Below are 12,483 nucleotides of genomic sequence, written 5' to 3' on the forward strand. Positions count from 1 at the left end.
GGGGGCCTTACGCGTGCGGTCGTACCCGCGCTCCCTAGGATGAGGTCCGTGACGAGCCCCGAGCAGCACCTCCGGCGACCGCCCGCGCGGTGGTGGCAGGCCGTGTGCGTGCTCGGACTGCTCGCCGGGCTCCTCGGCATGCACGGCCTGGCACCCGGCGGCGGCCTCACGGACCACACCGCCGGGCACCCGCCGCACACGTCGTCGTCTGCGGCGACGACGGCCGCCGCCGGCACCGGTACGCACACGTCCCCCGCGAGCGGGACGCACGCGGGGTGCCCGCCGGGCGACGGCTCCTGCGGCGGCGGACACCTCCGGCACGCCGACGCGGTGTGCGCCTCCGGCGCGGTGAGCGACGGACCGGTGCTGCCCGCGCCCGTCCCCGACCCGGTCCCGGTCGTCGGGTGCGAGGGGACCGTACGCGCGTACGCGCCCGACGCGCCGGACGGAGCGCGGGCACCGCCCACCCTCGCCGAACTCCAGCTCCTGCGGATATAGACACCGCCCCCGCACCCGCGCCGCCCGAGCGCGGCGTGGTGCACCGGCATGTCGATCCCCCCTTCCCAGAGCAGGAGTTCACCCATGAACAGCATCCGTACCCGCACGCGCCGCACCGTCCTGGTGGCGGCCACGGCCACCGCCGCGTTCGTCCTCGCCGCCTGCGGAGGCGACGGCGACGGCGGCACCGGCGGCGGTCACGACGGCAGCCCGCACGGCTCCGCGTCCGCGCCCGCCGAGGCCGGCGGCGGCGCCGGGAGCGAGACCGGCGAGAACGCGCACAACGCCCAGGACGTCGCCTTCGCGCAGGGCATGATCCCGCACCACCGGCAGGCGCTCGACATGGCACGGCTGGCCGCTGACCGGTCGGCGTCGCCCGCGGTCAAGGACCTCGCCGCGCGCATCGAGAAGGCCCAGGACCCGGAGATCACGACCATGACCGGCTGGCTGACGGCCTGGGGCGAGGAGGTGCCGGAGGCGATGAGCGGCACGGACCACTCGGGGCACGCGGGCATGCCCGGGATGATGGACGGCGCGGACATGGCGAAGCTGGAGCGGGCCTCGGGCCGGGCGTTCGACACGATGTTCCTGACCATGATGGTCGAGCACCACGAGGGCGCCGTCGAGATGGCCGGGACCGAGAAGGCGAAGGGCCGCTACGCCCCGGCCAAGGCCCTCGCCGAGGACGTCGTCACCGCACAGAACGCCGAGATCACCGAGATGAACAAGCTCCTCGGCAAGGACTGAGCCTCCGCTTCCGGCCGTCCGTCCTCCCTTGCCTTCCGGCCCTGCCCGGGCGGCGCTCCTCAGGCGTCCCCGGGCGGGGCCTGGGGAGGCGGGCCCTCGTGGGCGTGCTTCAGCTCCGACCGGGCCCGCACCCGGTCGGGGCCGGTTGTCTGCGACCAGTAGCGGTGGGTGCTGACGAAGACGGCCAGCTCGCGCTCGCGCTGCCGGAGCTTCTCCACCTCGGCCTGCTCGTCCGCCGACCAGCCGGGCGAGGCGGGGCGCTCGACCTTGCGCCAGCCGTTGTCGTCGCTGAACCCGTCGACCGGTTCGACGGACCACGGAAGTCTCTTCAGCAGGGCCGACAGCTCGGCCCGGACCTGATGCAGTTCCTCCTGACCGGCGAGGAGGTCACTGGGAAAATCATAGGTCGTAGCCACACCTCAATGATACGCCTGTTCGATTTTGGGACGCGCGTTCCCTTCCGCGGTTCACGCGAACGGGTGGCTCCCCGGCCCGGCCCGGCTGTCAGACCCCTGCCCTACGGTGAACACATGGACGGCGTGAGCGAGCGGACCGGAGCCGGCGGGGAGCGGGTGCGTCTGGCCCCCTGGGCGGAGGAGGACCTGTGGCTGCTGCGCAGGCTCAACAGCCCGGAGATGACCGCCCACCTGGGCGGCCCCGAGAGCGAGGACCGGCTCCTGGCCCGGCACGTCGAGCCGGCGACGGGGCGGATGTACCGGGTGGTCCTGGCGGACGGCGGCGAGACCGTCGGCTCCGTCGGGTACTGGCAGCGGACCTGGCAGGGCGCCGAGGTCTGGGAGACCGGGTGGGGTGTGCTGCCGGAGTTCCAGGGGCGCGGGCTGGCCGTGCGGGCTGCCCGCGCCGTACGGGAGGCGGCTCGCCCGGCCGGGGCGGGCCGGTATCTGCACGCCTTTCCGGGCGTCGGCCACGCCGCCTCGAACGCGGTCTGCCGGAAGGCCGGGTTCACGCTGTTCGGCCAGGTCGACTTCGAGTATCCGAAGGGCCACTGGATCAGGTCGAACGACTGGCGCGTCGGCCTGGAGAGGGAGGACTGACGTCATGTGCCGCAGTATCAAGACCCTGCGTCCGCCCGTGCTGGCCGAGGAGGCCACCGAGGACGAGATCAGGGCCGCCGCCCTTCAGTACGTCCGCAAGGTCTCCGGCTTCCGGGCGCCCGCCGCGCACAACCGGGAGGTCTTCGAACGGGCCGTCGAGGCCGTCGCCGACGCCACCGCCGAGCTGCTGGACGGCCTGGAGATACGGGGAGGCGCGGGCGCGCGACGCGCCTCCTGACCCCGTTCGCCGGGGCCGCGCGCGGTCCGGTCCGCTACGACGCCTCGCTCGCCCGGGGCTGGCGGCGCATCAGGTATGCCGCGCCCGCCCCCGCGCCGAAGAGCGCCGCCAGTGACACCCCCGCCGCCAGCCAGCTCGCGCCCAGCCACTGGCCGCCGAAGTAGCCGAGGGCGACGCTGTAGGCGGCCCAGGCCAGCCCGGCGAGGGCGGACCAGGGGAGGAACTCGCGGACCCGGCGGTGGGCCGCCCCGGCGACGAGGGAGACGACCGAGCGGCCGGCCGGGGCGAAGCGGGCCAGGACGACGAGGGCGCCGCCACCGCGGGCCAGCGCATCGCCAAGACGTTCCTGCGCGCTGGTCAGCCGCCGGGAACGGGCGATGGCGCGGTCCAGGCGCGCCCCGCCGCGCCAGGCGAGTCGGTAGACGGCCAGGTCTCCGGCGACGGATGCGGCAGCGGCGCAGAGCGTCAGGACGAGGATGTCGGGGACGTCCTGCGGGACCCGTCCGGCGGCCGCGGCTCCCGAACCGGCGGCCGCCGCCGTAGCCGCCGTGATCACCAGGACGCCGCTCGGCAGCACCGGCAGGAAGATGTCGAGGAGCACCGAGACGGCCACCAGCACGTAAATCCATGGGCTGCTGACCAGCGACCCGATGCTTCCCAGCAGACTCTCGACCACCACTACTCCCGATAGCTCCCCCGCGGGCCGGGCCATGCCGCGAGACGCGGGGACGGCAGGAGCGGCCAATGACAGCCATACAGCGTACGCCCGGGGTGTGACAGAGGGTTCACAGGGGGCTTGTGCGTTCGGTGCGGGACGTTCACAACGGCGTCACCCGCGCCGTACCCCGCCTGCCCGCCTGCCCGCCTGCTTGCCTGTCCGCCGTGCCGTCCCGCCCCTCGGGCCGTCCGTCCTCACGTGCGACAGCGGTGCCCCCGCGCAGGAGGCACCGCCGACGCGGAGCGGCCGGGGTCAGGCCGCGACCGGTGTCTGCCGTTCCGGGGCGGGCTGCTCCCGCTCGGCGGAGCGCCGGGCGAGGAGGCGGTCCACGCCGAACGCGCCGGAACCGGTGAAGGCGAGCAGCAGGAAGGCCCAGCAGAACATGGCGGGAGCCTCACCGCCGTTCTCCAGCGGCCACAGGGCGCCCGGCTGGTGCACCTTGAAGTAGGCGTAGGCCATGGAGCCGGAGCAGATGACCGCGGCCGGGCGGGTGCCCAGGCCCAGCAGGACCAGGCCGCCGCCGACCAGTTGGATCACGGCCGCGTACCAGCCCGGCCAGGTGCCCGCCTCGATGGTGCCGCCCGACCCCGCCGCGCCGCCGAGGACGCCGAAGAGGGAGGCGGCGCCGTGGCAGGCGAAGAGCAGGCTGACGACTATGCGGAACAGGCCGAGGACGTAGGGCTGGGCACCGGCGCTGTCGAGGCGTCCTGGCAGGTTGAGGCGTCCGGGCATGGGGGGTTGCTCCTTCGGTCGACCGGCCGGGGCGTGGCCGATGGGGGACGGAACCGAGTGGGCTGCCCACGTTAGGTGTGCCTAATGAGTACTTGCAAGTTCAACATTTAGCCATAACCTGACGTGCGGTCACTGGCGCGTCACTGGCGCCGGACCAGGTGGGAGCGCTCCCACGATCACGGCGAGGTTCGCCGATGTGACTCAATTCATACCCGTCCGCCGGGCCCGGCACCCCCCTCCGGCCATGCCCGTTCCCGGTCCGCGCCGCGCCGCCCCCGGCGGTAGGGGCGCCGAGGGCGGGATCGGGGGTCCGGCGGGGGGCGGTGGGGGGAGTCCGGTGGGGAAGGCTCTGCGCGTGGAGTGCGGGGCGGGTGTCAGCAGTTGGCGAGGTAGCCCTGCAGGGCGGACTTCTCCGCGGAGTCGACCGAGAGGTCGTAGTAGTACTTCACCTGCACCCAGGCGCGCACGTAGGTGCAGCGGTAGGCGGTCCGCGAGGGCATCCAGGTCGCCGGGTCCTGGTCGCCCTTGGACTGGTTGACGTTGTCGGTGACCGCGAGGAGCTGCGGCCGGGTCAGGTCGTTGGCGAAGGCCTGCCGCCGCGCGGTGGTCCAGGAGCCGGCGCCCGAGTCCCATGCCTCGGCGAGCGGCACGAGGTGGTCGATGTCGAGGTCGGAGGCGGCGGACCAGGTCGCGCCGTCGTAGGGGGAGTACCAACTGCCGCTGGTGGCGGCGCAGGAGGAGTCGGTGACGACGTTCGTGCCGTCGCGCTTGAGGACCGTCTCACGGGTGTTGCAGGTGCCGGACTGGGTGATCCAGTGCGGGAAGAGGTCGCGGTCGTAGCCGGTGCGGTTCTCGGCGGCCACCGTGAGCGAGGCCAGGTAGGTGCGGGCGGTGGCGGCGCTGACCGGCGTGGGGAGGGCGGCGGAGGCGGCGGGGCCGTTGAGGAGGCCGGCGGAGGCTATGAGTCCGGTGAACGCGGCGAGGAAACCGAGCCGTCGACGCGCGTAGAACTTCGGCATGCGAACTCCCTTGGGGTGTGGGGGTGTTGGGGCGCGGGCAGGGGAATGCTCGCGACGCCGCATGACGCGCAGGTGTGCGGTCGGTAAGAAGTTAATGACGTGTGCATGGCACGTCTAGGTGTGCGACAGGACTCGTGACGGAACGCGCGGGCGGCGGGTGCGAGGGGACCTTCGGCCTTCGGGGGCGGGCGCGGGTTCGCGTACTATGGACGGCGCAGAAGGGGAGTAGCTCTTCGCCGGACCGTCGACATACTGCTCAGCCAGCCTGAGCCGGCGCCCGGAGGCAGGCCTCGTGCGCGAGGCCGGCCAGCGAGACCTTCGGCAAGCAGTGCGCGCCCGTGCCGTACGGCAGGGTGGACCGTGTGCTGCCGTGCCGAGGTGTCGCGCGTCGCGGAGACGGTGGAATCCGCGCAACCAGCACTCTCGGCGGGGCGGCCCCGACCGATTGAGGAACCTTGATCAGCCTGACCGTGACGGCACTCGTCTTCGGTGTCGTCTTCCTCGCCGAACTGCCGGACAAGACCGCGCTCGCCGGCCTCGTCCTCGGCACCCGCTACCGCGCCTCGTACGTCTTCGCGGGCGTGGCCGCCGCCTTCCTGCTGCACGTCGTGCTCGCGGTCGCGGCCGGAAGCGTGCTGACCCTGCTGCCCCAGCAGCTCGTGCACGCGATCACCGGTGTGCTCTTCCTGGGCGGCGCCGCCGTGCTGCTGATGAAGAAGGACGAGGAGGACGAGGAGATCCGCAAGCCGCGGGACCAGTCCTTCTGGAAGGTCGCCGGGGCCGGGTTCATGCTCATCCTGGTCGCCGAGTTCGGTGACCTGACGCAGATCATGACGGCCAACCTCGCCGCCCGCTACGACGACCCGCTCTCCGTCGGCCTCGGCGCGGTGCTCGCGCTGTGGGCGGTGGCCGGGCTCGGCATCGTCGGCGGAAAGGCCCTGATGAAGCGGGTGCCGCTGGGGCTGATCACGAAGATCGCGGCCGTGCTCATGCTGGGCCTCGGCGTGTGGAGCCTGTGGGAGGCGATCGCCGGCTGAGCCGTCGGCGCCGGGGCCCGCCCGCCGCGGTGACGGGGGCCGGTGGCGCGAATCCCGGTCTTTTTGTACCGTGGATGAACAAAGTGGCTCCCGCCCGTTCTCCCTGACCGGCGGGCGGGGCCGCCTTGTTTCCTCCCCGCGCCTTGGAGTCTGCCGATGACGGCCACCCCCGCCACCGTTCTGCCCGCCCGTGCCCTGCTGCTCGACATGGACGGCACCCTCGTCAACTCGGACGCCGCCGTCGAGCGCGTCTGGCGGCGCTGGGCCGACCGGCACGGGCTGGACGGCGACGAGGTCATGAAGGTCGTCCACGGGCGGCAGGGCTATGCCTCGATGGCCCTGCTGCTGCCCGACCGGCCCATGGAACAGAACCACGCCGACAACGCGCGCATGCTCGCCGAGGAGACCGCCGACACCGAGGGCGTCGTCGCGATCCCCGGTGCGCCGGAGTTCCTCGCCTCGCTGCGTGGCCTGCCGCACGCCCTGGTGACCTCGGCGGACGTGGCCCTGTCCACCGCGCGCATGGCCGCCGCCGGGCTCGCCCAGCCGGACGTCCGGGTCACCGCCGAGTCGGTCGGCGCCAGCAAGCCCGACCCGGAGGGCTTCCTCAAGGGTGCCGCCGAACTGGGCATCGATCCCGCCGACTGCATCGCCTTCGAGGACTCCGGCGCCGGCATCACCGCGGCGCGCGCCGCCGGCATGCGGGTCGTCGGGGTCGGACCGCGCGCCGGGCTCCACGGGCCGGACGTGGTCGTGGAGGACCTGACGCGCGTGCGGGTCGAGGCCGCGGCGGACGGGTCGCTGCGGCTGCACATCGGCTGACGGCCGCGCCCCCTGCGCCCCGGCCGCCGCCGCGGTGCGGCGGTGTGACGCGCACGGGACCGTTTCGGCGCGGGTCGGGCGCGGGTGGTCGCCGTGGTCGTGTCCGGGCTGTCGTGTGCCGGGTGGTGGTGCCGACGGCTGCGGTCGCCGGGTGGTGGTGCCGGCGGCTGCGGTCGCCGGGCGGTGGTGTCGGCGGCTGCGGTCGTCGGGGTGTCCGGCTTCGGGCCGGTGACTGTCGTCTCCGCGACCGCGGTTACGCGCCGCTGCGGTGTGGGGTGCTGTGGCGCCCGCGGGCCGTCGTGTCCGAGGCGGTGGTGCCCTCGGCTGTTGTTTCCGGGGTTCCGCTCCTCGGGGTTCCCGCCCGAGGTGCCGACGCCCTGCCGCTGTCGCCCGAGTGGTCGGCGCCGTACGGTGCTGCGCCGCGTCGGACCGGCTACCGCTCCCCGCGCTCCGACTCCAGTCTGCGGCGGGTGTCGGGGCCGTAGACGCCGACTCCGTCGGTGTAGATGCCGCGGTACCACTGGTACTGGCGGACCGCGTCCTCGACCTGGCGGTCGAAGTTGCCGTTGAGGGCGCCCCAGTACATCTTCATCCCGGTCAGGCGCTGCTGGAGTTCCACGACCTCCGGGCCCCGGTCGCCGCGCTGCAGCGTGGGGCCGTCGCCGGGGTCGGCGTCGTCCTCGGGCTCCGACGGGGCGTCGACGGCCGGCGCGGTCGTGCTCCGCGTCGGCTCCGCGGACCGGGACGGTGTGGGCGAGGCGCTCGACGCCGACGGGGACGGCGAGGCGGAGGCGCTCGGGCTCGCCGACGCGGAGGCGGACGCGGAAGGAGAGGGGGACGCGGAGGCGGTCGGCGGGGCCGCGGACGCGCTCGGTCCGGTACTCGGCGATGCCTCGCCGGTCGACGGGTCCGGCACGCTCACCCGCACCTCGTCCGGCAGGGCGTCGTCCCGGGACGGGGCGTCGTACGAGAAGAGCCCGCCGGCGTATGCCGCCGCGCCGGCCATGACGACGACCGCCCCGGCGGCACTCAGCAGTACACCCCTGCGACGCCTGCGCGGGGGCCGTTCCCCGTCGCCCGCGTCCTCCGTGCCCGGGTTCGCCCGCGGGAGGGGCGCGGTGGCGGAGGCGTCGAACAGGCGCAGGTCGTGCGCGCTGGGCGCGCCGGCGGACGGGGCGAGGGGCGTCGGCAGCGGTGAAGTCGCCTGCGCGTCCCCATCGGTCCCACCGGCACCCGTACCCGCACCCGCGCCCACACCGATGCCCGTACGCGTACCGGCACCTGTACCGGCCCCTGCACCTGTACCGGCCCCTGCACCTGTACCGCTACCCGCACCCGCACCGGCATCCGGACCCGCACCTGCCTCGACCGTGCGCAGTGTCATCGTGGCGTCCGGGTCGGGCGGGGGCGCGGCCGGGCGCTCGCCGGATGCGTCGGGCGGCGGGGCCGAGGGGTCCGCGGCGCCGTCCAGCTCCACGTACGGCCGTATGCGCAGCGGGTCGAAGTCCTCCGCGGCCGCCGCCTGGGCCGTGCGCGCGTCGCGCAGGGCGTCGGCGGCCCTGGTGCCGCAGGCGCAGGACGGCGTGTTGTCGGCCGCCCTGGGCGTGCCGCACTGCGGGCACGAGGTCCTCGCGGGCTGCTCCCGCGGCGGTTCCTTCTCCTGCTTCACGTGTTCGTCCCTCCCCTCGCGACTCCCCTCGCGAACTCCAGAGATTATGCAGATCTTCTCCACACTTCCGCACACAAGCCCCCGGAGTACCGGTGGAACTGCGGCTTCCGGAGGACTGAAACGGCCATAACCGGTCACACCGAACAGGATGGGCGGTGCACGTCGGCATCCGTGAGAGTCACGACATCCGTGGAGGTCCACATGGCCGGAGAGGTGCGCGAGGCGGCGGCGACGGATCCCGGGTCGCGGCCCGGGGCGCAGGGGGAGCGGGAGCAGGTCTCCAGCAGCGTGCTCGTCTCCATCGGAGCCCTGCTGCTCGGCATGCTGCTCGCCGCGCTCGACCAGACCATCGTCTCGACGGCGCTGCCGACCATCGTCAGCGACCTGGGCGGGCTGGAGCACCTGTCCTGGGTGGTCACCGCCTATCTGCTGGCGGCGACCGCCGCGACCCCGCTGTGGGGCAAACTCGGCGACCAGTACGGACGCAAGAAGCTGTTCCAGCTCGCGATCGGGATCTTCCTGGTCGGTTCCGCGCTGTGCGGCATCGCGCAGGGCATGTCCGAGCTGATCGTCTTCCGCGCCCTCCAGGGGCTCGGCGGCGGCGGGCTGATGGTGCTGTCGATGGCGATCGTCGGCGACCTGGTCCCGCCCCGTGAACGCGGCCGCTACCAGGGGCTGTTCGGCGCGGTCTTCGGCGCCACCAGCGTGCTCGGGCCGCTGCTCGGCGGGATCTTCACCGAGCACCTGAGCTGGCGCTGGGTCTTCTACATCAACCTGCCCATCGGCGTCGTCGCCCTCGCCGTGATCGCGGGGGTCCTGCACATCCCGCGCCGCACCGCCCGGCACGTCATCGACTACCTCGGCACCCTCCTCATCGCCTCCCTCGCCACCTGCCTGGTCCTGGTGGCCTCGCTCGGCGGCACCACCTGGGCCTGGGGCTCCCCGCAGATCATCGGTCTCGCGGTGCTCGCGGTCGTCCTCGCCGTCCTCTTCGTGGCCGTGGAACGCCGGGCGGCCGAACCCGTCCTGCCGCTGAAGCTGTTCCGCATCCGCACCTTCACGCTCTCCGCCGTCATCAGCTTCGTCATCGGCTTCGCGATGTTCGGCGCGATGACGTACCTGCCGACGTTCTTGCAGGTCGTGCGCGGTGTCACCCCCACCATGTCCGGGGTGTACATGCTGCCGATGGTGTTCGGCCTGCTGCTGTCGTCGACCGTCTCCGGGCAGATCGTCAGCCGTACCGGCCGCTGGAAGGTGTTCCCCGTCGCGGGAACCGCCGTCACCACCCTCGGACTGCTCCTGCTGCACCGGCTCGACGAGCACAGTGCCACCGCCGAGGTGAGCGCCTACTTCTTCGTCTTCGGCCTGGGCCTCGGCCTGGTGATGCAGGTCCTCGTCCTCATCGTGCAGAACGCCGTCGCCTACGAGGACCTGGGCGTCGCCACCTCCGGCGCGACCTTCTTCCGGTCCATCGGCGCGTCGTTCGGCGTGGCCATCTTCGGCACGATCTTCGCGAGCCGCCTCGGCGACCAGCTCGCCGACGCCTTCCGGGGCGCCGCCCTGCCGCCCGGCGTCTCCGCGGACACCCTCAAGGCCGACCCGCGCGGCATCGGCGCCCTGCCGCCCGCGCTGCGCCCCGACGCGATCCACGCCTACGCCTCCTCCATCACCGACGTCTTCCTGTACGCCGCCCCCGTCGCGCTGCTCGCCTTCCTGCTGGCCTGGTTCCTCAAGGAGGACCGGCTGCGCGGCTCGGTCACGGCGCCGGACGCCGCCCAGACCCTCGCCGGCAACCCGGTGGAACGCTCCTCGCGCGACGAGGTGTGCCGCGCCCTGTCGGTCCTCGGCACCCGGGAGGGCCGCCGGGAGATCTACCGCCGGATCACCGAACGGGCGGGCTACGACCTGCTGCCCGCGTCGAGCTGGATGCTGCTGCGGGTCAGGAAGTACGGCCGCGTCGAGCCGGCCCAGCTCGCGGAGCGCAGCCCCGTCCCGCTGGCCACGGTCATGGCGGCCGCCCGGCAGGTGGAGGAACGGCACCTGGCCGTCCGCGAGGGTCCCGACCTGGTCCTCACCGGCCGGGGCCGCGAGGTCGCCGAACGGCTGGCGCAGGCGCGGCAGGACTCCCTCGCCGAGCTGCTCGGCGACTGGTGGGGCCCGGACCGCCCGACCGACCTGGTGCAGCTCGTGCGGGAGCTGACCGGCGAGCTGTGCGGCTCGGAACGGGAGTGCCCGCACGACCGGCACGCCACCCGCGAGGGGCGGGAGGGGCGCGAGGGCCGGGCGCCCGCGCGGGCCGGCTGAGCGCCCTCAGGAGCCGCCGTCGAGGCGCAGCGGCTTGGCGAACCAGTGTTCGGCGTACGGACGCTCGTTGTGCGCCTCGGTCTCGGTGTAGCCCAGACGCGCGTACAGGGTCCGGGCCTCGACGAGGTCGGCCCTGGTGTCCAGGACCATGCGCTCGGCCCCCAGCGCCCGCGCGGCGTCCTCGGCGGCCCGTACGAGCAGTGCGGCCCCGCCCCGGCCGCGCATCCCGGCGTGCAGGAAGACCCGGGTCAGCTCGGCGGTGGTGCCGTCCAGCAGCCGTACGCCCGAACTGCCGGCCGCTTCACCGGCGTAGCGCGCGACCAGCAGCCGTCCCCGGGGTGGCGCGAGGTCGGCCCCGGACTGCGCGGCGATCTCCCGCTCCAGCTCGGCGGGGTCGGTGGGGTGTCCCTCGTGGAGCTGGTACCAGCGGTCGCTCACCTCCGTGTAGTACGCGCGCCACAGGGCTGCGGCGACGGGGGAGTCGTACGGTTCCGGGCCGACGGTCCAGGTCATGGCGGGCATGGTCGGCGGGCCGGCCCGCGCGGGGCAAGCGGATTTTCCCACCGGTGCGCGGTGGGTGCACGCCGAGCGCCGTTTGAGCGCGGACTCGGGGGCAACACGATCCGCGAACCGGCCCGTTCGGAGGGCCGGCAGGCCGAGAACCCGGAAGGCACTCATGTCCACAGGCGTGATCATCGCTTTGATCGTGGTCGTGGCGGTCGTGCTCGTCGCCGCGGCCGTCCTTGCCCTGCGCGCGCGGGGCCCCCGGCACGGCGGCAGCCTGAAGCGGCGCTTCGGGCCCGAGTACGACCTGGCCGTGGCACGGCACGACGGCGACACCAAGGCCGCCGAGCGCGAGCTGGCCGAACGGGTGCGGCGGCACGGGTCGTTGCGCACCCGGCCCCTGGAGCCCGCCGAGCGCGAGCGCTTCGTGGCGCGCTGGACCGCGGCTCAGGAGCGTTTCGTCGACTCCCCGCGCGAGGCGGTCGCCGAGGCGGACCGGCTGCTCGCGGAACTCGCCGGTGCGCGGGGCTTCCCGGACGGCGGGCAGTACGAGGAGCAGCTCACGGCGCTGTCCGTGCACCACGCCCACCACGTCGAGGGCTACCGCCGCGTGCACCGCGCCACGCACGCGGGCGTGGACGGCGACGGTGCCGGTACGGAGGAGCTGCGCGCGTCCATGGTCGAGGCCCGTGCGCTGTTCGAGGCGCTGACGCGGCCGGGCCGCCACGACGGCGGCGGCGACGGGCGCCGCACCGGTACGGAGGGGGCACCGGCGGCGGCCGCCCGTCCGTCCTCCACGTGGTCCTTCGCCAAGCGCAGCCCGAAGGAGAGCTGACCCCATGTCCGAAGCAGCGACAGGCACCTCCGGCACCGGCCCCGACGCCGGCGGCACCGTCCACGGCACCGGCAGGGTCCGCACCGGCCACGACGCCGGCACCGACCCCGGCGAGGCCGTCCACCCCGACGACCGGGGCGGCCCCGGCGGTCCCGGCGCCAACACCGACGCCGGTACCGCGGCCGGGTCCGGCGCCCCTGCCGAGCCCGGCAGCCTCGCAGGCCCCGGTACGGCGGCCGACCCGGGCGCCCCTGCCACCCCCGGCACCCCCGCCGACCCGGGCGGTGCCCCCGCCGCCCCCGGCA

14 protein-coding genes and 1 pseudogene are annotated in these 12,483 nt (G+C 74.2%); 9 read left to right on the forward strand and 6 right to left on the reverse strand.

Going from position 1 to position 12,483, the window contains the following annotated elements; translation table 11 throughout:
* The first annotated feature begins 48 nt into the window (after nt 1–48).
* Together IG88_RS0124185 and IG88_RS0124190 are read left to right on the forward strand one after the other, a co-directional pair.
* On the forward strand, nt 49–498 hold the full coding sequence (locus IG88_RS0124185; RefSeq protein ID WP_031044950.1) for a DUF6153 family protein: 450 nt from the start codon (nt 49–51) through the stop codon (nt 496–498).
* Between the two features lie 84 nt (nt 499–582).
* Complete coding sequence (locus tag IG88_RS0124190) at nt 583–1,245, forward strand: DUF305 domain-containing protein (RefSeq protein ID WP_031044953.1); 663 nt, start codon at nt 583–585, stop codon at nt 1,243–1,245.
* 59 nt (nt 1,246–1,304) lie between these two features.
* On the opposite strand, the gene IG88_RS0124195 is transcribed toward IG88_RS0124190, so the two are convergent.
* Nucleotides 1,305–1,661, reverse strand: a complete 357-nt coding sequence (locus IG88_RS0124195) for a hypothetical protein (RefSeq protein WP_031044973.1) — start codon at nt 1,659–1,661, stop codon at nt 1,305–1,307.
* A gap of 114 nt (nt 1,662–1,775) precedes the next feature.
* On the opposite strand from IG88_RS0124195, the gene IG88_RS0124200 reads away from it, so the two are divergent.
* Complete coding sequence (locus IG88_RS0124200) at nt 1,776–2,300, forward strand: GNAT family N-acetyltransferase (protein WP_031044976.1); 525 nt, start codon at nt 1,776–1,778, stop codon at nt 2,298–2,300.
* A 4-nt stretch (nt 2,301–2,304) separates the two neighbouring features.
* Nucleotides 2,305–2,538, forward strand: a complete 234-nt coding sequence (locus IG88_RS0124205; protein WP_030399711.1) for a DUF2277 domain-containing protein — start codon at nt 2,305–2,307, stop codon at nt 2,536–2,538.
* 34 nt (nt 2,539–2,572) lie between these two features.
* Here the strand turns inward: IG88_RS0124205 and IG88_RS0124210 are convergent, their stop codons facing one another.
* The 3 genes from IG88_RS0124210 to IG88_RS0124220 form a co-directional block, all read right to left on the reverse strand.
* Entirely contained in the window at nt 2,573–3,202 is a 630-nt protein-coding gene (locus tag IG88_RS0124210; RefSeq protein ID WP_031044978.1) for a DedA family protein, read from the reverse strand.
* A gap of 306 nt (nt 3,203–3,508) precedes the next feature.
* Nucleotides 3,509–3,970 (reverse strand): DoxX family protein, encoded by a 462-nt coding sequence (locus tag IG88_RS0124215; RefSeq protein ID WP_031044980.1) that lies wholly within the window; start codon nt 3,968–3,970, stop codon nt 3,509–3,511.
* A 392-nt stretch (nt 3,971–4,362) separates the two neighbouring features.
* Nucleotides 4,363–5,007, reverse strand: a complete 645-nt coding sequence (locus IG88_RS0124220) for an HNH endonuclease family protein (protein ID WP_031044983.1) — start codon at nt 5,005–5,007, stop codon at nt 4,363–4,365.
* Between the two features lie 455 nt (nt 5,008–5,462).
* Between IG88_RS0124220 and IG88_RS0124225 the strand changes: the two genes are divergently transcribed.
* Both IG88_RS0124225 and IG88_RS0124230 read left to right on the forward strand, forming a co-directional pair.
* Complete coding sequence (locus IG88_RS0124225; protein ID WP_031044986.1) at nt 5,463–6,044, forward strand: TMEM165/GDT1 family protein; 582 nt, start codon at nt 5,463–5,465, stop codon at nt 6,042–6,044.
* 156 nt (nt 6,045–6,200) lie between these two features.
* Nucleotides 6,201–6,866 carry an HAD family hydrolase gene (locus IG88_RS0124230; RefSeq protein ID WP_031044988.1) on the forward strand — a complete coding sequence of 222 codons (666 nt, stop codon included), beginning with the start codon at nt 6,201–6,203 and terminating at the stop codon, nt 6,864–6,866.
* A 433-nt stretch (nt 6,867–7,299) separates the two neighbouring features.
* On the opposite strand, the gene IG88_RS0124235 is transcribed toward IG88_RS0124230, so the two are convergent.
* A complete protein-coding gene (locus IG88_RS0124235) occupies nt 7,300–8,535 on the reverse strand; it encodes a peptidoglycan-binding domain-containing protein (RefSeq protein WP_031044991.1) in 1,236 nt (411 codons plus the stop codon).
* 201 nt (nt 8,536–8,736) lie between these two features.
* On the opposite strand from IG88_RS0124235, the gene IG88_RS0124240 reads away from it, so the two are divergent.
* A complete protein-coding gene (locus IG88_RS0124240; RefSeq protein ID WP_037836528.1) occupies nt 8,737–10,839 on the forward strand; it encodes an MDR family MFS transporter in 2,103 nt (700 codons plus the stop codon).
* A gap of 6 nt (nt 10,840–10,845) precedes the next feature.
* On the opposite strand, the gene IG88_RS0124245 is transcribed toward IG88_RS0124240, so the two are convergent.
* Nucleotides 10,846–11,352 carry a GNAT family N-acetyltransferase gene (locus tag IG88_RS0124245; protein WP_031044997.1) on the reverse strand — a complete coding sequence of 169 codons (507 nt, stop codon included), beginning with the start codon at nt 11,350–11,352 and terminating at the stop codon, nt 10,846–10,848.
* 163 nt (nt 11,353–11,515) lie between these two features.
* On the opposite strand from IG88_RS0124245, the gene IG88_RS0124250 reads away from it, so the two are divergent.
* Both IG88_RS0124250 and IG88_RS43830 read left to right on the forward strand, forming a co-directional pair.
* Entirely contained in the window at nt 11,516–12,178 is a 663-nt protein-coding gene (locus IG88_RS0124250) for a hypothetical protein (RefSeq protein ID WP_031045000.1), read from the forward strand.
* A 4-nt stretch (nt 12,179–12,182) separates the two neighbouring features.
* Nucleotides 12,183–12,483, forward strand: a pseudogene (locus IG88_RS43830) (hypothetical protein); the annotation flags it as partial.

Origin of the sequence: Streptomyces sp. NRRL F-5650 (assembly GCF_000721365.1) — a bacterium.
Classification (GTDB): Bacteria; Actinomycetota; Actinomycetes; order Streptomycetales; family Streptomycetaceae; genus Streptomyces; species Streptomyces ardesiacus.